The organism is Priestia sp. 10L35 (genome assembly GCF_056395685.1).
The window spans coordinates 16,693-42,207 of sequence record NZ_JBFTKA010000003.1; the positions used below are offsets into that span (position 1 = coordinate 16,693).

Here is a 25,515-nt window from a genome sequence, read left to right on the forward strand (position 1 = left end):
TCTTTTATGGATTCAAAAAGACCCCTATTTAATTCGTCAATAGGGATCTTTTTCAATAATTATTTTTTCAACTCAGGAATTGGAGGAATTTGATCCAATTCTTTGAATTCAGCAGGATTTAGCTTAAAACGTTTATCATATTTTTCTGGGTCAGTTACATTAGAACCTTCTGTATTTCTCCATGACAAAGTACAAGTCTCACAAATATATACTTCCCAAGCGTCATCCACTGGAGCTTTTGTTAATAGACTTACTTTTTCAGATTCACATCTAGGACATTTCATTATTTATTTCCTCCTTCTTTAACTAAATCGCGAAGAATTTTTGACCATTCCCCTGCTTTTTCTGGAACAGCTAGTAATTCGGTATCTCGAGCAAAGTCAGGTGCAACTGGAGTTGTAGCATCAATAATTAATTTTGTATGCATACCAGCAGGCTCAGAAGACGGATCTAGTGGCATACCAGGTGCATATGGAACCTTGAAAACATCTTTATCTGGACGAACTCGTGTTGTTAAAGCCCACATAACTTGTTCTAAGTTAAATGGATCAACAAATTCGTCTACGATGATTACAATCTTTGTATAAGGCATTCCATGAGGAGTAGATAATAATCTCATAGCAACTGCCTTTCCATATCCACCAAAACGAGATTTCGTCGAAACGATGGTTCCAATACCATGTGTATACATTGCATTTACAGCTTCAACTTCCGGGAAATCACGTTTTAATTGTTTATATAATGGTAGGCTTGTATTTAATGCCATTAAGTAGTCAATTTCAGTCCAAGGCATTCCTAAGTATAAATTTTCAAAGATAGGGTTTTGGCGATGAGTAATTTTAGTGATTTTAACAATTGGTTGTAAGCGAGCACCTGAATAACTACCTGGGAACTCACCGAACGGTCCTTCAATTTCTCTTTCACGAGGCATGATATAACCTTCTAATACAATTTCACTGCGTGATGGGATATCTAAATTACCATTTTCACTTTTTGTTAATTCAATCGGCTCACCTTTTAGAGCTCCAGCAAAATCATATTCAGATTGAGCATATTCAATTGGCGTACTAGCCATAAAACTTAATACAGGATCGTTACCTAAGCAAATAGCAATTGGTAGTGGTTCATTTTTTTCTTCAGCATGTTTCAGATGAACAGCAATATCGTGGAATGGAAGTGGTTGAATACCTACTTTATCTTTACCTTTAACTTGAATACGATACGTACCAGCATTTTGTTCTTCATAACTCTCTGGTTTATTTGGATCTTTACTTACAATTAAAGCTTTTGAGAGATAGAATCCAGCGTCAAATTCATTAATGCGGAATAATGGTAGAACATCAAATAAATTGATATCGTCTTCGATTACAACTTCCTTAACCGGCGCATCTTTTTTATCAACCCAAACAGGTTTAATAGGATATCTATCCCAAATTTTTTCTAGCTCAAAAAATTGGTCTTTAACTGGTGTGTCCTTTGGCATATTAAGCATTAAAGCATGATTCTGCCATGACCCATGAACATTTAAAACAACTGGTGTTTTATACCCTTTTATTTTTTCCACAAGAACTGCGGGTGCATTCTCCATGTCTGGAGCAGATCTTCCAATCGCACTTAAATCTGGTTCAGGCATAACCTCTTCTTTAATACGGACTAATTGATTCTCTGATTCAAGTAAATCTAAAAATTCTCTTAAATCTCTGTAAGCCATTAAGTATTCCTCCTACGTTGCATTATCTAATTTAATTTGCTTGTTTGCCTTACAACTACGAGTATACTCTCCTATTTTTAATATTGGAAATATCTATTATGTATTTATTATATACCTTAAAGGTATAATATTAGATGCTACAGTTTAATGAGAAATACACTTTCTTGTTTTATAAAGGTAACTGAAGAAAGAAAACAGTATAAAATTGTTAGAAACTTTTTTATACTGCTCTTATTAGGAATTTAATAAAAAAGGCAACTTATAAAAGTTGCCTTCTTTGCCTTCTTTAATCATTATGGTTTCTTTTCCTTAAATTCTCCTCATACTCTTGTTTGTCAAAAAACTCTTCAAGTTTTTTGACAAGGCCTCCATGTCCAAATCGAAGAGAATGATGCTGATTTCGATTCATTTTACAGCTAGAGATAAAGGTCAAAAATTCAACAATACAACGCCTTCTAGATAATATATCTCGTTTATTAGATTCATAAAACCATAAGTCAATAGTGTTATAAATTCCTTTGTTAATGCCATAAAGGGATTGACACCATTTAAAGAATTCAGAATCCGGTAAATGAATTTTATTAGAATTTATCGTAATAACATACTTAGCTCCATCCCATTTTTGAGAATCTGACTCTAGCATATCTTTTATCCTCCCAAATTTGTTTGTCTCTTATTTTAAAAAGAGCTTACATTCTAGTGTATGAGCATATAAATTATCCTTCTCTTTAGTTAATTATTTAATGGACATATTTATATACAGATAAAAAAGGTTAGTCTCTTTGTTCAACGACTAACCTTTTCCATATAATAATTTAAGATTTTTTTATTTTCCCCTTTTTTATGCCCTCCCATCTTTTTGCTTCTGGTAGATAAATGTCAAACTGGTCTAATACTCTGTATACAATGTGATTAATTAAATCATCAATATTTTCAGGATGATTATAAAAAGCAGGCATCGGAGGGAAAATCATTGTTTCCATACGTGATAATGCCAACATATTTTCAAGGTGGATATCATTAAGAGGTGTCTCACGTGTCAACAATAACAGTTTTTTTCGTTCTTTTAAAATTACATCAGCTGCACGTGTTACAAGGTTATCTGCTAACCCCATACGAATAGAAGCTAATGTTTTCATGCTGCAAGGAGCGACAATCATACCATCGACTTGGAAGGATCCACTAGAAATTTTGGCTCCTAAATCTTTATAAGAATATGTGTAATCGGCTAATTCTTCTACTTCCTTCGCTGTATAAGAAGTTTCTACTTGGATTGTCGCAGCTGCCCATGAAGACATTACTAAATGAGTTTCTATTTCTGTATCTTTCAGAAGTTCCAAAAGGCGAATTCCAAAAATCGCTCCTGTTGCTCCAGACATTCCTACAATTATTTTCATTTGTATTTCTCCTTTTTCCTATTATCGTTAGTTTAAGGTTGCCTCTAGAAATAATTGTACACTTCGGTGTATTATATTAATAATATCTATATTGTTTATATATAATACTTTTAAGGTATAATAATTTCTGGAGGTTAGACATGAATGGACATTAGACAGTTACGCTATTTTATAGCTATTGCAGAACAAGGAACTATTTCGAAAGCAGCAGAACATCTACATATGGCACAACCACCACTTAGTCGACAATTAAAAATGATGGAAGATGAATTAGGTGTTGTATTATTTGATAGAAATAAAAAGAAAAAAGTAACCCTAACTGCTCAAGGAGAATTGTTTCTGAAAAAAGCAAAAAAATTATTACATGGAATGGAAGAAGCAATACTAGAAGTTAAAGAATTCAGTGAGGAAATAAGTGGAACACTCTCAGTGGGATCCACGATTTATTGTGCCCCAATTTTACTTTCTAATTTGAAGGAATTTCGGCGGAAATACTCGCATATCAAATTTAACATTTGGGAAGGCGACTCTACTCATTTGATGAACTTATTGAAGAATCGTCAGATTGATATAGCTATTACAGGCGGACCTCTTTCTCAAAAAGATATCGAGATGAAAAAGTTGGAGGTTGACCCATGTGTATTAGTTGTACCTAATGATTACACAATAAATGAAGAAATTATAAGCATCCATAAGATTTCTGAGATTCCTCTGTTACTATTACGTCCTACAGAAGGAGCTGGGTTATTTGATCAAATTATTAACGCGTTCCAGGAGTTGAATTTAACTCCAAATATCCTATGCGAGTGTCATGATTCTGCTATGTTGTTAAATCTGGTAGAAATGGGATTCGGAGCAACGATATTACCATTATCTATGGTAAATCAAAAATTAACCAAAGAGTTTAAAATCCTTTCAATTCAAGATAATCCATGGATATCAGAACCTGCCTTAGTGTGGAGGGCGAATAGCTACTTATCAGCTTCTACAAGAGAATTTTTACAATTTTTTAACCGTTAGTTTTCAATCTCATTTTTTATCAAACATATCATTCACATCTTAAAATGTTTTTAAATTATAAAACCTTAGCATAAAAGGCAAAGTATATGTATACTTTGCCTTTTATAAACTACACCTATCATAAAACCCTCTTATAAGAGTAGCCACGAGAAAAAAACCCTACATTTCATAATACACTCCAAGGTTTGCTGGATCATATGTTGTTTTAATATTATACCTATTAAGTATTAAATTTATATAAAACAAGTATTAGCTTGTATAAAAAATGAGAAATAAAATAGTAATGTCATGCTTTTTTTATTCTAAAAGAAAATGGGGTATATCACATGAACAACATATTAATTAAACCAGTTAATCAATTTATTGGAGGTAGTTGGGAAGTTGGTTCGTCTAAAAAGAAAGGTACCATTCATAATCCCTTTAATAATGAGGTACTAGCTGAAGTAACATTAGCAAATGAAATAGATGTAAATGAAGCGTACAAAATTGCGAAAGAAGCTCAAAAATCATGGTTAAAAGTTTCTTCAACTGAGAAAGTGACTATACTAAAGAAAGCAGCTACTTATTTAGAAAGAAATAAAGAAGACATTATTAATATCTTGGTTAAAGAAGCAGGTAGCTCTTTTATAAAAGCAACTATCGAATTTGAAGCTGCTTTAAATATATTGAAAGAATCATTCAATTATCCAAGCAAAATGGATGAAACTATAGAGTTACCTTCCCAAACCAAACATAAAGAAAATTTGGTTTATAGAGATCCTGTTGGTGTAGTAGGAGTGATTAGTTCATTTAATTTCCCACTTCATTTATCAATGCGCTCTATTGTACCTGCTATAGCGATGGGAAATACTGTTGTACATAAACCCGATTTACAAACAGCTATTTCTGGTGGCGTAATTATTGCCAAAATGTTTGAAGAAGCAGGATTACCAGCCGGTGTATTCAATTTAATTGTTACAGATATTAAGGAAATTGGAGATTCTTTTATTGAACATCCAATTCCAAAAATTATCTCTTTTACAGGCTCTACTGGAGTAGGTAAACACATTGGGGCGATTTCCGGTCAAAATTTAAAGAAAGTAGCTTTAGAATTGGGTGGTAATAATCCTTTTATCGTCTTGGAAGACGCTGATATTGAAGAAGCAGTAAATGCAGCTGTATTTGGAAAGTTCCTTCACCAAGGACAAGTTTGCATGATTATTAATCGGATGTTAGTTCATCGTAGCCTTTATAAAGAATTTGTTGCGAGATTTGTAGAAAGAGTATCTAAATTGCCTTTTGGAAATCCTGAAGATCCTTCTGTTATTATTGGTCCACTTATTAATGAAAAGCAAGTTCAAAAGGTAGGGGATTTGGTTCAAATAGCTAAACGAGAAGGAGCTACTCCAGTTCTAGAAGGAACTATAGAGGGAAATGTAGTTACTCCATTTGTCTTTGCCGATGTAACAAATGATATGAAGATTGCTCAAAGTGAGATATTTGGTCCAATCGCTACTATTATTCCTTTTGATAATGAAGAAGAAGTGATTAATTTTGCAAATGATACAGCTTATGGTCTAAGCGCTGGAATTTTCACAAAAGATATTGAGAAAGGTCTTAAAATGGCAAGGCAAATTGAAAGTGGCATGGCTCATGTAAATGATCAAAGTGTAAATGATGAGAGCATGGTACCTTTTGGAGGAATAAAATCTTCTGGTTTAGGACGATATGGAGGACGTTGGGCGCTTGAAGAGTTTACAAATACCAAATGGATATCTATACAGAACAATCCAAGAAATTATCCGTTTTAAATATAATAAATGAATCCAGAATCTTTGTCTTTCACTTTAAATATTTTGAATAAGGAGTATAGTTTTCTATGAAAATTAAGGCAGCTGTAACGCATAAGCAAGGAAAGAATTTTAAGATTGAACATGTGGATTTAGCTACTCCAAAAGAAAATCAGGTATTAGTGAAGATTGTGGCTACAGGTGTATGTCATACAGATGCAGTTGCTCGTGATGCAGCCCTTGTACCCCTTCCAGCTGTATTAGGTCATGAAGGATCAGGAATTATTGAAAGTGTAGGTCAAAGTGTTACAACTTTAAAAAAAGGTGATCATGTTGTAATTTCATTTTCACATTGTGGACATTGCGAAAACTGTTTAACTGGCCATCCAACTGTATGTGAAACATTTAATGAACTAAACTTTGGAGGTAAAGCAACTAATTACACCCATCGATTAAGTCAAAATGGTGAAAAATTATCTACTTTTTTTGGACAATCCTCATTTAGTACATATGCAATTGCACATGAACGTAATGTTGTGAAAGTAGATAAAGATGTAGATATTACACTACTTGGACCTTTAGGGTGTGGTATTCAAACTGGAGCAGGTACAGTATTGAATCGTATCCGCCCAGAATTTGGGTCAACAATTGCAATATACGGCGCTGGCGCTGTAGGATTAAGTGCAATTATGGCAGCAAAAATTGCGGGATGTAAGTGTATTATAGCAGTTGACATACACGATAGTCGCTTGGAGCTTGCAAAGGAGTTAGGAGCTACACATATATTTAATGGTTCAAAAATAGACACTGTAGAAGAAATTAAAGCCTTAACGAACGGTGGAACGAAATATGCAGTAGAGACCACTGGAGTGCCATCTGTAGTTCGCCAAAGTTTACAAGGTTTGCGTCCATTAGGTACAGTTGCTATTTTAGGAGTAACTCCTAAAATGAACATTGATGTGCATAACGATTTAATGGTTGAAGGTAAAACTATGATGGGTGTTATCGAAGGCGACGTAGTGCCACGCGTATTCATCCCTCATTTGGTTAACTATTATAAAGCAGGTCAATTTCCTTTTGATAAATTAGTGAAATTTTATGACTTCGAACAAATTAATAAAGCATTTGAAGATTCTAAAAAAGGAATAACGATTAAACCAATCATTCGCATTCAGTGAGAATGAAATTTCTTTTATAGCTTCTATAAGAAAAAGTCAAACAATGCTCCCTTAAATATTAAGGGGCGTTACTTGACTTTTTCTTTCTTTATTTTTGCTCATAATTACCTACTAGATAACTATCTAAATCCTAGGGTTTTCGCTCTAGGTATGTGTAATAAGGCGAAAACTGCACCGGAAATTCTAGACTACTCATAATTGGAGAACATTCCTCACCTTTGGTAAGTTTGCCTCTTTTCAATTAATAGTAAAGGACTTTTCATAAGTGGTAGAGTTGTCCATGACTTAGGATTTAGGAAAGAGATCAATGTTGGATCTACTTATTGCTCATTAAATAGTCATAAACTTGATTTCACAATCGAGCGAGTAAAAAACCAGATTCGGTATGCTTTCAGGATAGAAGTTATTTGAACTTGATATTAATAATTACTGATAGAGAATACAAAAGGCATAATACTACTAGAATAGTTCTTTGGGCATTAATACTTTCTTAATATTCAAATTTAAATAATATTCTCTTTATTGACAATTAATCTAATCCAATAAATGCTTCACTAATTCTTCTGGATAAGATAAAAAAGGAGAATGGTCTGCATCCATACTAATAATTTTTTCAAAATCTAATTGCCTATGCATTTTTCGTTGAAAATCGATATGAATTGCATGATCTTTTGTTGTTTCAACATATATACGCGGCACCTTATCATACTTTTCTTTAGTCAACTTCATTTCTTGTGTAAATGGTAATAAAGGTTGGGGACGGACTTTTTCTTTTGCTTTAATTGCATCTTGTTTAGAACATTCATTAAAAAATGTATTAATAATATATTCATCAATTAAAGTAGAAGTTTTTTTATCCTGATCTACAATTATTTTCGGTCCTTCTTTCCCCTCATTTAAGCTACCTAAGCTTTGCCCATTTTTGGGAACGAATGCGCATAAATAAATAAGCCTTTCAATTTTATCAGAGCAATATTCTGCTGTTTGAGTGATTACGGCTCCTCCCATACTATGACCCACTAAAATAACGGAATCTTTTGCTTGTACAATTGCCTGAACAACACTATCTGTGTAACTTTTTAACGTTACCTCTTGCGGAGATGTTTGATCATCGCCACTTCCAGGCAAATCAATTGTTATTACCGTATGCCCCTCGTTTTCTAACAAAGGAACCACTTTGTTCCAAATCCATCTTCCTTGCCATGCGCCGTGGACTAATACATAAGTACTCAAATTATACTCACTCCAATTCAAAATCAATAATATTGTGTATAGCATTAAATAAATTCATCTTTTCTTAACGGCTTTCTAAAGTCCATACATACTAAGGTTTTACTAAAGAATATAAATAAACATTGGTTTTTAGAGCTGACAATTGAAGCACAGCGTATGTTTTATAGATCACTATATAATATATCTAAAAACCTTCGGATTTGTATTAATTCTTACCATTTAAAGTAATGGATCAATGGCAAGAATTTATGTCGAACATTCCCATAGTGAACATTACTTTTTCTTGAAGGGAACTAAAAGTAGCAATATAGCCAGTGGATAAATTTTGTAAGAAAAACGGGTTGTGTTTACGAGTGCTTTGGAAATTCCTTAACCTTTAATTCTTGAATTGATCCATTACGGAGTATTTGCTATTCCCTCAATTAGTATCTTAAAATACAAGTCAGAAGAAACAAAAATCGGATAAATAATAATTGAATTTTAAAAAGAGCACTCTTCATGCAATATAGAACTATTTAAATAAAGAGTGATTTTATGCTGTCCTGTTATTTTATGAATAGATATTTTTAAACCGTTCTTCGATTTTATCGGCTGTCATAGCGCCTCCCCCCAAGGGGAAGATAATTCCCTCCACTTTTCAAAAGTAAAGTAGGGTAGCTATGAATGCCTAGACCTTGAACTTTTTTAAAGTCGTTATGGGCATCTTTAAGAATTTCTTCTTTCTCAAAACGTTCTACAATTAGTTCAGCATCAAGGTTATAAGAAATAGCTATTTCTCGATAGGTTTCAGGGTTACTTAAACTCTTGCCATGAAAATAAAATGCACGTTGTATAGCCAAAGTGAATTCTAAACTGCGCTCTGGTGCCAATGAACGTAATGCAGAAAATCCGATTGCTGCAGCTTCTGAATCTAGCACAAAATTACCTTCTAACAATAAGGATTCGTAGGAAGATCCAAATTCTACACCAGTAAGTTCACTAATTCTTTTATTTGCCTCTGGAATGTGTGGAAAAGATTTTATTGGTAGCTTTTTATCATCTACAAATAAGCCTCCTGATAAAACAGTTAATGAAAGTTCAGGGTGTTTTTCATAAAAAGTATTAATGCTTTTCGAGAATCCGTAACACCAACCACAGTATGCGTCCCATACATATATAAGAGTATCTTGTTTTTTATCCATCATATATAGTACCTTCTTAAAAGTTCTGCGCTAATTCTTTAGCACGAGCAATTGCGTTTTCTTTAATTTCTTGAGCTCTTTCAGGAGCAGCGTTATGCCCTTCGATGAATAAACCATCTAAAGCAGGAACTCCAAAGAAATTCATCATAACTTGAATATAACGGTGACCCATTTCTAACTCTGATGCTGGTCCTTCAGAATAAAAACCACCACGGGCTTGAATATGCAATGCCTTTTTATCTGTTAACAACCCTACGGGACCTTGCTCTGTATATTTAAAAGATTTGCCTGCTACAGAGACAGAATCTAAATATGCTTTCATTACTGGCGGGAATGAGAAATTCCAGAAAGGGGTAACGAATATATATTTATCTGCTGAGATAAATTGATCACTTAGCTCACCAAGACGCGCTACTTTTGCTTGTTCTTCTTGCGAAAGTTGTTCAAAAATTGAACCTGATTGAAGTTTCCCCCATCCACTAAAGACATCTGCATCAATGTGTGGAATTGTCTCTTTATATAAATCAATATAAGTGACCTCATCATTTGGATTTATTTCTTTATATGTTTCAATAAATGCTTTTCCTACTGCCATACTGTAGGATTGAGTCTCATCATGAGGATGCGCAGTAATGTAAAGAATTTTTGCCATAAATAAATACTTCCCTTCAAATTAGATAAAATTCAATTAATTTTTTTACTATTATAAAATAACAAGTAAATAATTATTTAGTATAACAATAAGTGTTAGAAAAGAGCTCCTCTTTGCAACACATGTAAAGCAGTTGTTGTAACTAATATCGTTACAACAACTGTATGTAACCATTGTAGTTACATTGTATTATTAAGTCAATTATAAAAATTAAACGATATACTTGATAAAAAACATTTGTGTAACATCGCATATATAATGATTGCATAAACGCGTTAACACTAACGAAATAGATACTGATTGATAAATGAAGTCCTGATTCCTTAGATACTATGTAACTACTTCAGAAGATCACACCGTCTTATTAAGAAGCGAGTAGGCTCTGTGATGGGACTGAAGTCGTTTATTACACAATGCTTGGTATAGAAGTCATGCATAAAACAGATTCACCAGAGGATGACTTCTGTCCAAAATCAAAAAAATTCATCCATAAAGTTTTCTAGTTATCTGCATAAGCTAATAATTCAAAGGAGAATGACAATTTATTTTTCTAGAGTGTATTTTTGCACTAGAACCAAGAGGAGTTCAAATATACGTATATCTGGAGTCGAATTAATTTCATATTAGATAATTGGTGGTTTAAATATTATGGTATTGGATGGTTTCTTTACAGAAAAGATCTTTATTATAAATAGAAGAGACTACTATCCGTATATTAAGTTTATAATCATTCTTTTTTTGACTATCTTTGAAAATGAAATGCTTATAAATAAAGATCTAGAAACAAGTAGGATTAATGAATTCCTTCTTATTTCTAGATTCTTTATTACGAACACTTTGAAGATTTTCTTTTATGAATATTCAGCTTTTAAAGATTATCAGAAAGTAAGCTATACGCTTCTAGTTTCTTCTTGTATTGCTTCACTACATCTATACGATCTTTGTAACTATATACAGACAATTGGACATCTTTTTTCCCTATTTTATAATTAATAATATAAGGTGTTTTAACATTTTCAGGATGTAAAAAAGAGTGTTCGTTGCCTGGATGTACATAGTATTTTTTTAGAAAAGTTGCTTTATTAAAATCGGAAATAAATTTTAGTTTCTGTTCACCTTCTAATTGTTTCCCATCTTTTTTAATACTTACATGAGAGGGATCAAGTTTAGAATGTAGTTCGAATTTTCCGAGAAACCACTTAACTACTGGCGTTGGCATCGTTGTTATTAATAATTTTAGAGCACTTGCAACAATTATTGAAAGTACTACAATCCATGTCATCTTCTATCATCTCCATTAATTACACTCTAAATATTGTTATATAATTTATTTTGTGATAAGTTTCTCATTTAGTTTTATAGATTATACGAAGCTTTAAAAGGATAATTTTGAAATTATTTAAAAGCACGATGCTCCTTTAAAACACGAAGTGACTTTAAGGCAGTATCTTCGGCACCTTGCACAGGAAGGCCTGCTTCTATATTTTTTTTAGTATATAGTAAATTCTCTTCTGTAATAATTTCACCAGGGATAAAAATAGGTATACCTGGTGGATAAACCATGACAAACTCTGCAATGATTCTTCCAACTGATTCTTCGAAGGGCACCACTTCTGTTTCTGCATAAAAAGCATCCCTAGGTGTTAAAGCAAGGACTGGAATATCCGGCAATAGAACGGCATTATTTACATGAACATCTGATTGATTATTAAACTCTAGAGAAAGTTCTCTTAAAGCGTAAATAAGCTTTATAAGATCTTCTTCCTTATCACCAGGTGTGATAATACAAAGAATGTTATAAAGGTCAGACATTTCAACCTCAATATTAAATTTCTTACGAAGCCATTTTTCTACAGCATACCCTGTAATCCCTAATTCTTTTACGGAAACAATAACTTTTGTTGGATCTATTGCATAGGTTGCAGATGTGCCTAAAGTTTCACGACCTACACAGTAAAGATAATCAATTTCATTAATTAGAACACGAGTTTTTTCAGCCAAACGGATAGTTTCTTCTAATAATGCTTGTCCCTCTGTTGCTAAAGATTTTCTTGCTGTATCAAGTGAAGCAAGTAATATATAAGAGGTAGAAGTTGTTGTCAACATACTTAAAATAGCTTGTATACGTTCTGGTGAAACAAGTGTCCCCTGTACATTTAGTATAGAACTTTGTGTCATTGACCCTCCTAGCTTATGCACGCTGGTAGCTGCCATATCAGCTCCTGCTTGCATTGCAGAAAGAGGCAATTCATCATGAAAATGAATATGCACACCATGCGCTTCGTCTACAAGTACAGGAATATTATAGGAATGAGTAATTTCTACAATTTTTCTCAAATCCCCCGCAATTCCAAAGTACGTGGGATTAATAACAAGTACAGCTTTGGCATCTGGATGTTGTTTTAATACTTTTTCAATAGATTCAGGCGGGACCCCATGTGAAATACCAAGGTTAGGATCTACCTGAGGGTGAATAAATATAGGTGTAGCACCTGAAAGTACAATTCCACTCATAATGGATTTGTGTACGTTACGAGGCAAAATAATTTTATCGCCAGGCCCACATACAGACATAATCATTGCCATAATCACACCACTTGTACCTTGGATAGAAAAGAATGTATGATCTGCACCGAACGCTTCAGCCGCCAAATCCTGTGCCTGTTTAATAATTCCCCTTGGCTGATGTAAATCATCCAACGGAGCAATATTAATTAAATCGATAGAAAGTGCATTTTCACCGATAAATTCCTTGAATTCAGGATCCATTCCATTTCCTTTTTTATGACCTGGAATATGGAATTGGATTGGATTTTTGTTTGCATGTTCTAGTAGTGCTGTAAATAATGGAGTTTGAAATTGAGAATACAATCTTTAATACACCTCTTAGTTTATCTAATGTTGTTTTTAATTATATGTGCAATAGACGTGTAATTTTTTCTTTAGACAGTGTTTGTCCCACAAAAAAAGAACCAAATTCACCGTAACGGGCACTTACTTCATCAAACCGCATTTCATATATTAATTTTTTGAACTGAAGAACATCATCAGCAAATAACGCTACTCCCCATTCAAAATCATCTAAACCAACCGAACCTAATATAATTTGTTTGACTTTTCCTGCGTAACTTCGTCCAATCATACTATGACTTCGCATCATCTGATTACGTTCATCTATAGGTAGTGAATACCAATTATCGTTCCCTTGACGGCGTTTATTCATTGGATAAAAACATATATATTTCGCGTCAGGTAAAAGAGGATATAACAGGGAACGAATTTCAGGTTTTTCATATGGATTTTCACCTTTACTTAAGTAATTACTTAGTTCTACTACAGATACATACGAGGTAGTTTGTATCATGTGTTCAGCTAACTTAGTCTTATTAAACGAGGTTTCGATATCTTGAAGTTCTTCCATAGTTGGCCGTAGAAACATCAGCATAAGATCTGCTTTATGGCCAGTAATCTGAAATATACCATAGCTGCCTTCTTTTTTATTTTGAGTAATAGTCCATTTCTCTTTCAGTTTTATAAATTCGTCAACAGCCACTTGACGTTCATCACCAGATAGAAGTTTCCATGTTTTCCAATTTAACTTATAAAAATTTTGTAGACAGTACCACCCGTCTAAAGTTTGAGTTGCTTGATTCATTGTTCTTTCACTCCTAAGCTGAATTCCATTCAATGATTTGAATGGAATTCAGCGCCTTTATATATGAGATTAAATAGCTCCTCTATTTCTTGTTCTTCTACACAAGAGAAAGCGACTCTTAAATCTGTGGGATTAATTGCAACCGTTCCTACCCCATATTGATTTAATAAGTGCATTCTAAGCGTCTCTGCATTTATATTTTTAAGCTGTAAACACATGAAGTAACCAGAGTTAAACGGATAATAAGACCAGTAATCATTATATTTTTTTTGATTCAATACTTCTTTTGCTTTTTTAGCTCTTCGTTCCATCAATTGAAATTTCTGCTGTTTCTCTTTTTCAAATTCATGTGACTGCAGAGACTGTAAGATAACAGTTTGGGATAAATGAGAACTACTTGAAATAGTTCCCCGTATAAGACCTACTGTTTTTTGCTCCAATGCATCTAGAATGTCAGAACTAGGGGAGGCATACGTAATGAAACCAACTCTTAGTCCCCAGACATAGTTTTCTTTTGTTGCTCCATCTACCTTGATAGGCAAAATCTTTTGATGTAGACCAGCCAATTGACCAAATAAAGATTCTTTAATAGAGTTTTCATAAAATAATCCGAAGTAAGCATCATCTAAAATAGCAACAATACTAATCCCTACTTCAGCTGCTTCATTTAGAACAGCAATGATTTCTTCAGCTTCCTTGGCACCCGGTGTATAACCTGTCGGGTTGTTAGGGAAATTTAAAAGGACAATAGCTTTTCCTTTTGATTTTTGATTAAATAAAGCTTCTCTAAAGGAGGATGTATTAAGTTTTCTATCTTTGTTAAATAATTTATAAGTTAATAAGTGTGCCCCTCTTCGAACATGAAAGATTGATTGATAATTCCCCCAATACTTATCAGGAACAATTACAGAATCCTCTGGATTTGCAAATAAGTCCGCCGCAATACTAAGGCCATGAGTTAAAGCGTTTGTGACAATTGGAAGTCCAAAATTTTGATGATGTAAAGATGGATTATCCAATAGTAATTTTTCATTCCATAACTCTCTCAATACTTGCTTTCCAGCTGGGGGAGCATATGGATAGATATCTTCAGGAGCATATCCTATAAAATGATCTTGTATATGTTGAAAATGCATAGGTTCATGTTCTTCAGTTGCAATCCCAATTGTGGCATTAAATCGATAAGCTCGCTTGCTTGCTTCAGAACTTTGACTCAAAATACCTTTCTGGTTATATAAGTTTTTACCTAAGTCTGACAGCATGTCATAAATAAAAGGATTTTCACTTTTTATTACGTTGTTTAGGTTTTTAGCAATATTGTGCATGAAAACTTCCCCCTTACAAATAAAATTATTGTTAACACGTCTCTTGTAAAACAGAAGCCATTGCTTTAAGTAAAGTATCATTTTCTTTTGGCTTATCTACTGAAATTCTGATATATTCCTCCAGTCCCCATGTGTCTCCGTACCGAACGATAATTCCTTTAGAAAGAAGTTCTTCATAAACGTCTTTTGCTTTTTGTCCAACCCTAACAAGTACGAAATTACTCATACTCTCTGTATAAGATAATCCAAGTTTAGAAAAGCCTTCATACAATTGTAAGCGCCCTAGTGTGTTGGCTTCTTGAGAGGCTTCAAAATGCTTATCGTCATTTATAGCTGCTGTGGCAGCTGCTTGAGCTAAAGTATTAACGTTGAATGGTTCTTTTACTTTTAGAATATTTTGTACAATAGCTTCTGGCGCAAGTCCAAAACCAATTCGAACGCCTGCAAGACCATATATCTTAGAAAAAGTTTGTAACACAATAATTGGATAGCCTAATTTAACATATTCAATTCCATCTGTGTAATCATCAGCTGTCGCGTAGTGACTATATGCTCCATCAAATACAACTAGTACGTGCTTTGGTAAAGAATCTAGTAATATGTGTAAATGCTTTTTTGATAAGTAAGTACCTGTTGGATTATTCGGAGAACAAAGATAAACAATTTTTGTTCGTTGAGTCACAGCTGAAAGGACGGATTCAACATTATATTGGTAATGTTCTCCCAAAGGGACACCCACAACTTTAGCTCCCATTAAGTAGGCACCGAAGTCATACTCACTAAAAGAAGGAGAAGGAACAATGATTTCATCGTCTAAGTTCAAGAACGTTTCAGAAATCAAAGTAATTAATTCGTCAGCTCCATTTGTCACAATGATTTGCTCTGGTGATAGATTAGAACGAACAGCAATTTGCCTCTTAAGATCTGTAGCATTCGCGTCTGGGTAACGGTTAATTCCTGTTAGACTTACTAAAATAGCTTCAAGTGCTTTAGGAGACGGTCCTAAAGGATTTTCATTAGAGGCTACTTTAATTACTTGGTCTAGCCCTAACTCTTCTTGTACTTCCCAAACAGGTTTGCCTGGCGAATATGGCTGAATGTGTTCTAATACTTTACGTGCTTGTATAGTTTGATGAATGGACATTTTTAAGGCTCCTTCTAGAAAATTTACTCATTTTAAATTCATAAATAGGTGACAATTCACTTCGTTTTTGAATAAAATTATCTTTAAACTAATTTTAATGTGAAGTAATTCACATGATTTTGAAAGATATACTTTGGAACATACTTAACATAAGTTCGAGGCGCAGATTAAATAAAGCTCTCGCTAGAGTTATATAAGCCAAATAAACAGGCTTTGCTATCACTCGATATAATCTATAGGTACCTTTATTTCAATTTAGCTAAATCCCAGTAAATTACTTTGTGAAGGAGCGATAGTAAATAAACATTTATGGCCTTTCTTTTTATGATAAAGAATATAAAAGAAAAAGAACCATCCAATTATGAGTTAATTTAACCAACCACTTTCTAAAAACCCCTTTTCAAAATTAACATTTTCGAGACAAAAATGACTCATGAATTTCTCATGAATCATTTTTGTCTTTATATAATTTCTACGTGACATATTTATATGCTTGATTAATACTTTATATAAAAATATTATCGGATCAAGCCAGTGTTCATCTAAAAAGTAACATGCTTAAGAAAATTTATGTGTTAGTCACGCTTTTTAAAGCATCTGCAAACCTAAGAATACCTTCTCTAATTGATTCAACTTTTTCTCGCCCAAAAGTGAAGCGTACATATCCCTTTTCGGAACCAAAGATAGTCCCTGGAACAAAAGCTACCCCTTTTTTTAGCGATTCTTCAAGCAAACGCCCTTCATCAATTGGACTATTTATTTTACACCACATGTGAACCCCACCATTTGGCATGTAAAACTCAACTTCGTTACTTAAAACTTCATGAAGACTTTTAGCAAGTTCATCTCTTTGAAGTTTAAGGTTCTTTCTAATAGTAAGGATATGCTCAGAAAAATATGATGAACTTAAAAATTGGTTTGCAACCCATTGGGGGAAAATACTATGGCCAAAATCAACTTGTTGTTTAGCATCAGCGAGCCTTTGAATTACTGACTGAGGACCTATAATCCAACCAATTCTTAGCCCTGAAGCAACAATTTTCGATAAAGAACTAACATAAAGAACATTTCCATCAGAGTCTTTTGACTTTAATGTTTGATTCACTTCTCCATCAAAAGTGGTTAACGTATAAGGATCATCCTCAACAATAGGAATACCTAGTTCAGACGATAATTCTAATATTTTTTTTCGACGGGGTGTAGAAAGAATTGTGCCTGTTGGATTTTGGTGATCAGGATTTAAGAAAACCATTCGAATACGATGCTTTTTATGCAATGATATAAGGTCATTAGGGTTCACTCCGTCCTTATCTACAGGTAATAAAAAAGTTCGAAGCCCTGCAGATTGAAAAATAGGAAGAGAAAAACAATAAGATGGATCCTCAATTGCCACAGCATCCCCCGGCTTTAATAAGCATTGGACAATAAGGTGAAGTGCTTGCTGCGCCCCTGAGGTAACGAGAATTGAAGAAGGATCCGTATCTATATCTTTATATTGTTTCACATGTTTAAAAATAGTTTCTCTTAAAATTTCATTACCTTGTGGATGGTCATATCCTAAATGTTCCATAAATGGCTGTTCTGAAAGAATTTCACGAAATTGATTAGATGGAAATAAATGAGGTGCTAACTCACCACTTGCCAAATTAATAAAATCATCTTTTTGCGTTTCTGTACGAATTTTTTGAACTAACGGCAGGTTAGGTAAAAATGAACCATCTTCTACGTATCTCCCCCAATTTGGAATTCGTTTGTGAGAAATCCCCCAAATGTTTGTACTTATACGTGTTCCACTACCCTTTTTTCGTTCAACAATGCCTAAAGAGTGTAACTCTTCATACGCTGATATAATAGTACTTCTGTTTACTCCTAATTCACTTGCAAGTGCTCGCTCTGATGGTAGCATGCTATCGGGAGAGAAGATTCCTGTAGCAATTCCATGTTCTATATAATTAGCAATTTGTTTATAAATAGGTTTTTTATCTGAACGATCTGGTTTCCAATTCATTTTCACTTCATCCTTACCTTTAGTTCTCCAGTAAATCCCCACTGTATAGTAATTAGTTTGCATAAAAACGAGACAGTTCTATAATCATTGCACCCATTCTTTCTTTTTCTGGAACAATTATTCTTTGAATCCCTTCTTCGTTTAATGCCTCAGCTGTTACTTTCCCCACTGCAACAGCTACAACTTGTTCTTTAAATGCATGCTCAACCCCTCGTAAATAATTATTTTCTTTAGCAAAATCAAAAAGAGATCGCACTTGAATAGCTGTGGTAAAGCAAACTGCGTCTATTTCATTGTTCATTAATTCATTACATAGTTTCTCTACAATTTCTGAATCAGGAGCAATATGTTGATACGGTAAAACCTTAAATACATGTGCTCCCCTATCTTCAAGAAACTTAATTAATCTGGGCGCCTTCTCACCGTGAAGCTGTACCATGACTTTTTTTCCTTTAAGATCGAAATCCTCTAAAGAGTGTAGTAAACTTTGAGTGGTACCATCCTCATCTGTTGCAACTGGATTAATGTCCATTTTTTTGAGGGTAGATAATGTTTTGTATCCCCTTGTTGCTACATTAGCATGACGAATAATTCTAAGAAACTCAGTTTGAATACCCAACTCTTCAGTTGTAGTTAAAAGTGTCTCAACTCCAATTCCTGTCGTGAAAATGGCCCAATCTACTCCGGCACTTATAACCTGTTGTAAATCTACACCTAATTCCTTTTTTGCTAAAAATACAGTTCCTTGAAGAGATCTTATAATAGGAGTCCCACCTTGCTTTTCAATTAACATACTTATTTCTTCTGTTTTACGCGAAGCTCCAATAACTACGCGCTTAACTGATAATTTCTTTGTCACCTGTTTTTCCTCATCTCATTTCAAATTCTCTATCTTTAATACTTACTTTATACTGTCTTATTCTTTAAAATTATTTAGCTTTTTATTTTTATATTAAAGGCTTTATAAAAAAAATAACCATCCAATTTTACTTTTAATAAGTCATCCACTTAATATTTAAGATAGTAATTTCACGAACGTACCAAATCCCTCATAAATAAGGTGGAATTGTAAAGAAGAGACAGGACTCTATTCCTGTCTCTTCTTTATTTTATACATGGAAATTAGCACCATCTGTAGTTGCTTTAACAATGCCTGCACGAATAACAAAGTCCCCAAAGTGCTCTCCTTCATTACGCTCCTTTGCGTAATGAGAAAGAAGTACACGTAATTCGTTTAAAATCTCTTCTTCCCCAATATTCTCACGATAGATTTTACTTAGACGACTACCGTCAAAGGCAGCACCGAGATACATATTGTATTTGCCTGGTGCTTTACCGATAAATCCTATTTCCCCTAATGCATGACGGGCACATCCATTCGGACACCCAGTCATACGAATCGTTATTTTCTCATTGCGTAAGCCATTTTCATCAACAATAACCTGGATCTTATCGAGAAGAGTTGGTAAATAACGTTCAGCTTCTGCCATTGCTAATCCACAGGTTGGGAATGCTACGCATGCCAATGAACTACGACGAAGTGCTGAGAAATACTTACCATCTGTTAAATCATATTGTTCGATCAACTCGTTAATTTCTTTCTTGTTTGATACATTAGCAATGACTAGGTTTTGATTAGCAGTTAAGCGAAAATCACCGGTATGGACCCTGGCAATTTCTCGTAAACCAGTCATTAGTTTATAGTCTTCAAAATCTCCAATACGACCACCCTCAACAAACAGGGTGAAATTCCATTTTTCTTGAATACCTTTTGTCCATCCATAACGATCACCGTTACTATCAAATTTATACGGTCTTACCTTATCTAATGACCAACCAAGGCGATTTTCTAATTCATTTTTAACGGTTTCTAATCCGAGGCGGTCAACTGTATATTTGAACCGGGCATTTTTTCGTTCAGAACGATTGCCATAGTCACGCTGAATTGTAATGACTTTCTCTGCTACATCATAGATTTGTTCTGGCTTACAAAAACCTATTAATTTCGCAAGTTGAGGGTATGTTTTGGTGTCACCATGGGACATTCCCATTCCACCACCAATAGCTATATTAAAACCTGCTAGTTTTTCGTTTTCAGCGATGGCAATAAGTCCAATATCTTGTGAAAAAACATCAATATCATTAGATGGTGGGACTGCAATACCAATTTTGAACTTTCTTGGTAAATAAAGTGGACCATACATAGGTTCTACTTCTTCTAAATCTGGTGTACCAGCCACTTTTTTCTCATCAAGCCAAATTTCATGGTACGCTCTAGTACGAGGTAATAGCTTATCACTTAATTGTTTAGCCCATTCATAAACCTCAGCATGAATTTCAGATTGATAAGGATTTGGATTACACATTACATTTCTATTTACATCACCACAGGCTGCGATAGTATCCATAAGCGCTGAATCAATTTCTTGAATCGTTTTTTTCATATTCCATTTTAGAATCCCATGCATTTGAAATGCTTGGCGTGTTGATAATTTGAGGGTTCCATTCCCATACTTTTGTGCAAGTTCATCTAAGACCAACCACTGTTTTGGTGTCGCCACGCCACCTGGTCTTCGGACACGAACCATAAACTGATATGCTGGTTCAAGTCTCTGTTTTTGACGTTCATTGCGTAAATCCCTGTCATCCTGTAGGTAGCTTCCATGAAATTTCATCAAACGATTGTCATCGTCTGAAATTCCTGCGCTGATTGGTTCTAACATGGATTGTGCTAGGGATCCCCGCAAATAGTTACTCTCTTTTTTTATACGTTCTACATCACTTGGTGGGCCATCTGGTGCTTTTAATATTTGATTCACCATATAGAAAACTCCCTTCGATTTAAGTACCTTGTCAATTACGTAGTAACGTTTTTTCTTTTAAGTTTCAATATATCCTCACTCTTAAAATAATAAGATAAAAGGAATAAAATGGACCATCCAATAAGAAGATGTTTTCACCAACCACTTAAATAAATGTACTTTTTCAGGTTCCGGTGCCAATACTTAAAGAGAATATAAAGAGGTGAAAAGTTTTCTAGGTGAATCTAGTCTTAAGCAGCAATTCCAAATAATTTATGGAACTCACTAATGGTAAATAAAAATATTTATACTTATTAGCAACAAATTGGATCTTATTGTAACTAGAGTGTCAATTCGCTGTAAAGATGAGAATTATAATATAAAAAGAAGCCTTTGTTCTTATAGAACAAGGCTTCTTTTTAACGAGTGTCTTCTATATACAAGGTTGCAGTGGAAGACGCCGTTCAGGCATCTTGGGTAGTTTGCTCAAAATACAAGATTTTATGTATTTAGTCTTTAGAGTTAATTTGTTTTTTTAAATCAACCATTCTTTTTTGTCCCCATTCATACATCATTTCTACTATAGGTAACAATGTTATTCCTAGTTCAGTCATCGAGTATTCAACTCGAGGAGGAATTTCAGGAAAAACTTCTCTATGTATGATTCCATCTTCCATTAGTTCACGTAACTGGTTTGATAATATCTTATGAGATATTTTTGGAAAGAGCTTTTGAAGGTCACTAAATCGGTGTGGGCCTTCTACTCCTAAGTGCCATAAAATCACAACTTTCCATTTTCCACTAAGGATAGATAAAGTAAGTTCTTTTTCACAATTAAAATCGCCATTTAGTATCTTTTTTCTAATTTCTTCTCGCAATGTATCTGACATCAATCTCATTCTCCTTTTATTCTTACAATAGTAACCTTTTAGTAACCTCCGCACAATAAAGTGCGTTCTTCACAGGCTACAAAGGCCAAGTTAAACTATGTTTAGGTTTTAAATAATTTTTATATTTCAGGAGGAAGACATACAATGAGTAAGAAAGCACTATTTATTATACCACCGGAACGATTCAACGAAGATGAATTATTTCATCCAAAAGAAGCATTAGAAAATGAAGGTATTGAAGTAACAATTGCAAGTACAAAAACAGGTGAAATCATAGGAGATTATCAAGGTAAAGTAGAATCAACTACTCTTTTTACTGATGTTTCATCTAATGATTATAATGCCGTAGCTGTTATTGGAGGTTCTGGCACAAACGATTATTTATGGAATAACCAAGACTTACAAACTTACTTAAAACAAGCTTACGAGCAAAAAGTTCTTGTAACTGGAATTTGTGCAGGTTCAGTTTCTGTAGTTCAAACAGGTCTTCTTGAAGGACGAACAGCAACATGTTATCCAGTCGATATACAGGTTAATCAATTAAAAGATAATAACGTAAAATATGTCTCAGAACATGTTGTCGCATATAACGACATCATTACTAGTGATGGTCCAGATGGTGCAAAAGAATTTGGTCAAAGTTTAGTAAAAGCTTTGAGATAATTTTTAAGTAACAAAGAGATTTTAATTAAGATAGAACTTTATTTAGATAATAGTAAACCCTCCTTTTTTAAGGAGGGTTTACTATCGTTTAATTCCGATAAATCACATTATGGTGCGACAAGAAGTCGCTTTCTGACAGTGTAGCTAACGCTACTCATCTAGACGTAGAGATGACCTCCATCCGAAACAGCATTCTTGGTAACGAGTCTGTCGGTTGCATGAGGAAATATGGAAACAGAGGACAAATGCATGGTCCAGAATACTGCTAGGAGAAGATAGGTATGGTAAACAAAAGTGAAGGTTTGTAAGCTTCGTAAGGGTTAGCTCAAGATAATGCACAGCTGTGCTTGGGTCTCGTCAAGAGAAAAAGTAGAATCATAATGTTACTCTGATGCGTCCCGCATCTTACCCGGAGTAAAGACCCTACCTATCCCTATCGCATCTGTAGAAATTGGAAGCAAGGAGTTTAAATGATCAAAATATTGGTGCTTTTATTGCCAAATTAACCCCATACTAATAGGGACAGCTAATTACTGGAAATCTTCCGTCACCAAAGAAATTTTCCAATATGTAGACAACTATATTTGGAAGATCACTTATAGGTTCCTTAAAACGTTACATCCCAAAAAAACGTGAAAATGGATTACAAAGAGATACTTTAAACCAGATAAAATTGTTTAAGACAAAAGCAAGTGGATATTAACTGATATACAGAAAAAAATGGATAATAAACAAAAATATAAATGTTCGCTATGTACTACTCTATTGCGGACTTCAGTAAAGAATTTGAAACACATCATAAAATCCCTAAGATTAAAGGTGGAAGTGATGAATATAGAAATTTACAACTTGTCCATAGCAGTTGTCACATCCTACATCTTCGCATTTTTCCTGCGAAGGGACCTGTCCCAACTGACAAACAACTACTAGCAGCAAAGAAGTATTTATATAAAAATCAGATTGGTAGGACCCGCAACTAAGACGTTAGGATAAATGTATGCTTGAGCCGTGTGAAAGGAAACTTTCAAGCACGGTTCTGAGGGGGGAGGCATAAATCGTAAAGTCATCTTCCTACCGGACAAGGGGCAGCGATGCCCCTAACTTACCCGACTGAACTTAATATAATCAATCACTCTTAAAGGAACCAAGCTATTCCTTGTATATCAAGAATTAGCTTCAGTTCTACAATTATCTTTCATATATTGTTGATTTATCAACGTTTTGAGCTCTTTACAAATACTCCGTACTGTATAAAAAAGGAGCTTAGTTACACTTCTTCTTTTTTATGATGTTTTTTAAGGAGAAACCGATAATTAATCCTGGTATTACACAAATCATTGGAAACCATACAGTTCCCAGTATAATACCGAATAATTTAATGTTCGTTGAATACATAATCCCTAAAGTTACAAAACATGCAGAGAATAAAAACGGAAGATAGGAATAAGGTTCCTTTCCTCCACCTGCATCTTTAAATGCGTCCCACATCGCAAAAAAATAGATGCAAGGATAAAACATAAGCCACTGATAATTTGTTTGAGTGATTGAGTCTTCTATTTCCCCTATAAAGCTTAATCGAATAATTTCATTAAAATGAGAATTTAGATTTATCATAAATTCAAGGGCAATAAAAAGAATACCTTTTAAAAGTTTACCGTTTAATATTTGGCCAAAGCCTGGTAAGGCAATACTCCATAAAATTCTTTCTACAACTTTATCCTCTTTTTCCATAAAACTCACATCATTTGTTTTTTGCCAAGCCTTGACGGTCTGCAGCAGCAGGTGGCTGTTCCATCCATCCCTTATTTATTAAAAGGTTTGCCCCATCTTCAGCTAATAGCGCCATTTCTGTAATCATACGTGTGTAATCAGCGGACAGATCTCTTCTTTGACATATAGATAAAGCTTCCCCGTAATAACCTATAGCAGCAGAGAGTAGTGCTGCCACATGGTACATCATTAACTTATCTGAAAAAGGAGGAACTGTTGAATCAGTTACTTCTGATTCAAATGTTCTTGGCGCGTGTAAATTATCCTCTTCTAACATTGATGTTAGGATATTAAAGTGTTTTTCGCAAAGCTTTCTGCTTCTTTCCATGTAATCTCGAACGTCTTTAGATTGAGCAACTTGACTAAACCCTAACTCAAGTACTATTTTCACTAATGTTTTCTGCATATTAAGGAATGCACCACTAATTTCGATTGCATTAATCGGTCTATGTTTACCAAACCAGCCTCTTAAAAAATTTTGTTCCTTTACAAAATCAATTTTCTGTTTATTGTTTAGTGCCGGAGGTCTACTCATTATTCCCTTTTGTACCAAAACATTCGTTGCCCTATTATACAATTCCATCGTTTCAGTATTACATTTAATAAAGTATGTTCTCTGGTCTTCTCTAACTGAAAGACCAACTGCACCAGAATACCTAGTGAGACCGTGAATAGACATGATTTGTAAATAAACAATCATACATGTATCAGTAAATAAAGGCGGTGCATCTACTGTAACGTCTTCGTTTGTAAACCCTATTGGAATTGGGTAATCTTCTTGCGTTAAAAATTGTTTAATCTTTTCAAGATGATTTTCTGCTAATTCAAGAGCATATTGAAGAACTTCATTAATGTTTTGATCTTTTACATGATTGATAAAATAACGAAGAATACAGCGTGATAAACTATCATTTAAATATTGTGTCCAAAGGCATGCGAGTTCTGATGCTGTAATTTTAGCTTCATGGTGAAGGTTATCCATTTTTACCCTCCTAATGTATTTTTAAAAGACAGGATTAGTATAACCATTTGTGCATACTTAAACGTTTTTATTTTATTTGTCTAAGACATTTTAGATTTTCATGTTGGATTTAAGTCAATAACTTGGATACAAAAAA

The 25,515-nt window shown here is 34.0% G+C and carries 23 protein-coding genes and 1 pseudogene; 6 read left to right on the plus strand and 18 right to left on the minus strand.

Annotation, left to right across the window (positions count from 1 at the left end; all coding sequences use genetic code 11):
• Positions 1-59 precede the first annotated feature (59 nt).
• From AC1DEF_RS11110 to AC1DEF_RS11125, 4 genes are all read right to left on the minus strand, one after another.
• Positions 60-284, minus strand: a complete 225-nt coding sequence (locus AC1DEF_RS11110) for a non-oxidative hydroxyarylic acid decarboxylases subunit D (RefSeq protein ID WP_097825029.1) — start codon at positions 282-284, stop codon at positions 60-62.
• Entirely contained in the window at positions 284-1,711 is a 1,428-nt protein-coding gene (locus AC1DEF_RS11115) for a non-oxidative hydroxyarylic acid decarboxylases subunit C (protein WP_097825030.1), read from the minus strand. Before AC1DEF_RS11115 ends, AC1DEF_RS11110 begins: the two co-directional genes overlap by 1 nt.
• 286 nt (positions 1,712-1,997) lie before the next feature.
• Complete coding sequence (locus tag AC1DEF_RS11120) at positions 1,998-2,354, minus strand: hypothetical protein (RefSeq protein WP_255255802.1); 357 nt, start codon at positions 2,352-2,354, stop codon at positions 1,998-2,000.
• A 172-nt stretch (positions 2,355-2,526) separates the two neighbouring features.
• A complete protein-coding gene (locus AC1DEF_RS11125) occupies positions 2,527-3,108 on the minus strand; it encodes a non-oxidative hydroxyarylic acid decarboxylases subunit B (protein ID WP_097825031.1) in 582 nt (193 codons plus the stop codon).
• Positions 3,109-3,252: 144 nt separating this feature from the next.
• On the opposite strand from AC1DEF_RS11125, the gene AC1DEF_RS11130 reads away from it, so the two are divergent.
• From AC1DEF_RS11130 to AC1DEF_RS11140, 3 genes are all read left to right on the plus strand, one after another.
• Positions 3,253-4,128 (plus strand): LysR family transcriptional regulator, encoded by an 876-nt coding sequence (locus AC1DEF_RS11130; RefSeq protein WP_057274897.1) that lies wholly within the window; start codon positions 3,253-3,255, stop codon positions 4,126-4,128.
• Positions 4,129-4,454: 326 nt separating this feature from the next.
• Complete coding sequence (locus AC1DEF_RS11135; protein ID WP_097825032.1) at positions 4,455-5,918, plus strand: aldehyde dehydrogenase family protein; 1,464 nt, start codon at positions 4,455-4,457, stop codon at positions 5,916-5,918.
• A gap of 68 nt (positions 5,919-5,986) precedes the next feature.
• Complete coding sequence (locus AC1DEF_RS11140; RefSeq protein ID WP_097825033.1) at positions 5,987-7,075, plus strand: NAD(P)-dependent alcohol dehydrogenase; 1,089 nt, start codon at positions 5,987-5,989, stop codon at positions 7,073-7,075.
• A 534-nt stretch (positions 7,076-7,609) separates the two neighbouring features.
• Here AC1DEF_RS11140 and AC1DEF_RS11145 read toward each other — a convergent pair.
• The 12 genes and pseudogenes from AC1DEF_RS11145 to AC1DEF_RS11200 all read right to left on the minus strand — a co-directional run bounded on the left by AC1DEF_RS11145 (position 7,610) and on the right by AC1DEF_RS11200 (position 21,964).
• The gene (locus tag AC1DEF_RS11145; RefSeq protein ID WP_097825034.1) at positions 7,610-8,308 is read right to left on the minus strand and encodes an alpha/beta fold hydrolase; all 699 of its coding nucleotides are present in this window, start codon (positions 8,306-8,308) and stop codon (positions 7,610-7,612) included.
• A 550-nt stretch (positions 8,309-8,858) separates the two neighbouring features.
• Positions 8,859-9,489 (minus strand): annotated as a pseudogene (locus AC1DEF_RS11150) (DsbA family protein).
• Positions 9,490-9,505: 16 nt separating this feature from the next.
• Positions 9,506-10,141 (minus strand): FMN-dependent NADH-azoreductase, encoded by a 636-nt coding sequence (locus AC1DEF_RS11155; protein WP_097825035.1) that lies wholly within the window; start codon positions 10,139-10,141, stop codon positions 9,506-9,508.
• A gap of 868 nt (positions 10,142-11,009) precedes the next feature.
• A complete protein-coding gene (locus AC1DEF_RS11160) occupies positions 11,010-11,423 on the minus strand; it encodes a YfmQ family protein (RefSeq protein ID WP_097825036.1) in 414 nt (137 codons plus the stop codon).
• A gap of 113 nt (positions 11,424-11,536) precedes the next feature.
• A complete protein-coding gene (locus tag AC1DEF_RS11165) occupies positions 11,537-13,012 on the minus strand; it encodes an aminotransferase class I/II-fold pyridoxal phosphate-dependent enzyme (protein ID WP_097825037.1) in 1,476 nt (491 codons plus the stop codon).
• A gap of 40 nt (positions 13,013-13,052) precedes the next feature.
• Complete coding sequence (hemQ, locus tag AC1DEF_RS11170; RefSeq protein WP_097825038.1) at positions 13,053-13,796, minus strand: hydrogen peroxide-dependent heme synthase; 744 nt, start codon at positions 13,794-13,796, stop codon at positions 13,053-13,055.
• 29 nt (positions 13,797-13,825) lie between these two features.
• Positions 13,826-15,121: an aminotransferase class I/II-fold pyridoxal phosphate-dependent enzyme gene (locus AC1DEF_RS11175; RefSeq protein WP_097825039.1), complete on the minus strand. Its 1,296-nt coding sequence runs from the start codon at positions 15,119-15,121 to the stop codon at positions 13,826-13,828.
• Positions 15,122-15,152: 31 nt separating this feature from the next.
• Positions 15,153-16,265 (minus strand): histidinol-phosphate transaminase, encoded by a 1,113-nt coding sequence (gene hisC / locus AC1DEF_RS11180; RefSeq protein WP_097825040.1) that lies wholly within the window; start codon positions 16,263-16,265, stop codon positions 15,153-15,155.
• Positions 16,266-16,833: 568 nt separating this feature from the next.
• Complete coding sequence (gene pdxR / locus AC1DEF_RS11185; RefSeq protein WP_097825041.1) at positions 16,834-18,273, minus strand: MocR-like pyridoxine biosynthesis transcription factor PdxR; 1,440 nt, start codon at positions 18,271-18,273, stop codon at positions 16,834-16,836.
• Between the two features lie 52 nt (positions 18,274-18,325).
• Positions 18,326-19,132, minus strand: a complete 807-nt coding sequence (locus tag AC1DEF_RS11190) for a uroporphyrinogen-III synthase (RefSeq protein ID WP_097825042.1) — start codon at positions 19,130-19,132, stop codon at positions 18,326-18,328.
• A gap of 250 nt (positions 19,133-19,382) precedes the next feature.
• Complete coding sequence (gene cysI, locus AC1DEF_RS11195) at positions 19,383-21,095, minus strand: assimilatory sulfite reductase (NADPH) hemoprotein subunit (RefSeq protein ID WP_477727368.1); 1,713 nt, start codon at positions 21,093-21,095, stop codon at positions 19,383-19,385.
• A gap of 488 nt (positions 21,096-21,583) precedes the next feature.
• Positions 21,584-21,964 carry a winged helix-turn-helix transcriptional regulator gene (locus AC1DEF_RS11200; RefSeq protein WP_097825044.1) on the minus strand — a complete coding sequence of 127 codons (381 nt, stop codon included), beginning with the start codon at positions 21,962-21,964 and terminating at the stop codon, positions 21,584-21,586.
• A gap of 144 nt (positions 21,965-22,108) precedes the next feature.
• On the opposite strand from AC1DEF_RS11200, the gene AC1DEF_RS11205 reads away from it, so the two are divergent.
• The 3 genes from AC1DEF_RS11205 (at position 22,109) to AC1DEF_RS11215 (ending at position 23,607) form a co-directional block, all read left to right on the plus strand.
• Positions 22,109-22,627 carry a DJ-1/PfpI family protein gene (locus tag AC1DEF_RS11205; protein WP_097825045.1) on the plus strand — a complete coding sequence of 173 codons (519 nt, stop codon included), beginning with the start codon at positions 22,109-22,111 and terminating at the stop codon, positions 22,625-22,627.
• Positions 22,628-23,137: 510 nt separating this feature from the next.
• Positions 23,138-23,263, plus strand: coding sequence for a group II intron maturase-specific domain-containing protein (locus AC1DEF_RS11210; protein ID WP_368484546.1), 126 nt, complete (start codon positions 23,138-23,140; stop codon positions 23,261-23,263).
• Positions 23,264-23,379: 116 nt separating this feature from the next.
• Positions 23,380-23,607, plus strand: coding sequence for an HNH endonuclease (locus AC1DEF_RS11215; RefSeq protein WP_176521346.1), 228 nt, complete (start codon positions 23,380-23,382; stop codon positions 23,605-23,607).
• Positions 23,608-23,890: 283 nt separating this feature from the next.
• Here the strand turns inward: AC1DEF_RS11215 and AC1DEF_RS11220 are convergent, their stop codons facing one another.
• Together AC1DEF_RS11220 and AC1DEF_RS11225 are read right to left on the minus strand one after the other, a co-directional pair.
• On the minus strand, positions 23,891-24,358 hold the full coding sequence (locus AC1DEF_RS11220; protein ID WP_097825047.1) for a hypothetical protein: 468 nt from the start codon (positions 24,356-24,358) through the stop codon (positions 23,891-23,893).
• A 10-nt stretch (positions 24,359-24,368) separates the two neighbouring features.
• On the minus strand, positions 24,369-25,379 hold the full coding sequence (locus AC1DEF_RS11225) for a DUF3231 family protein (RefSeq protein ID WP_097825048.1): 1,011 nt from the start codon (positions 25,377-25,379) through the stop codon (positions 24,369-24,371).
• Positions 25,380-25,515 lie beyond the last annotated feature (136 nt).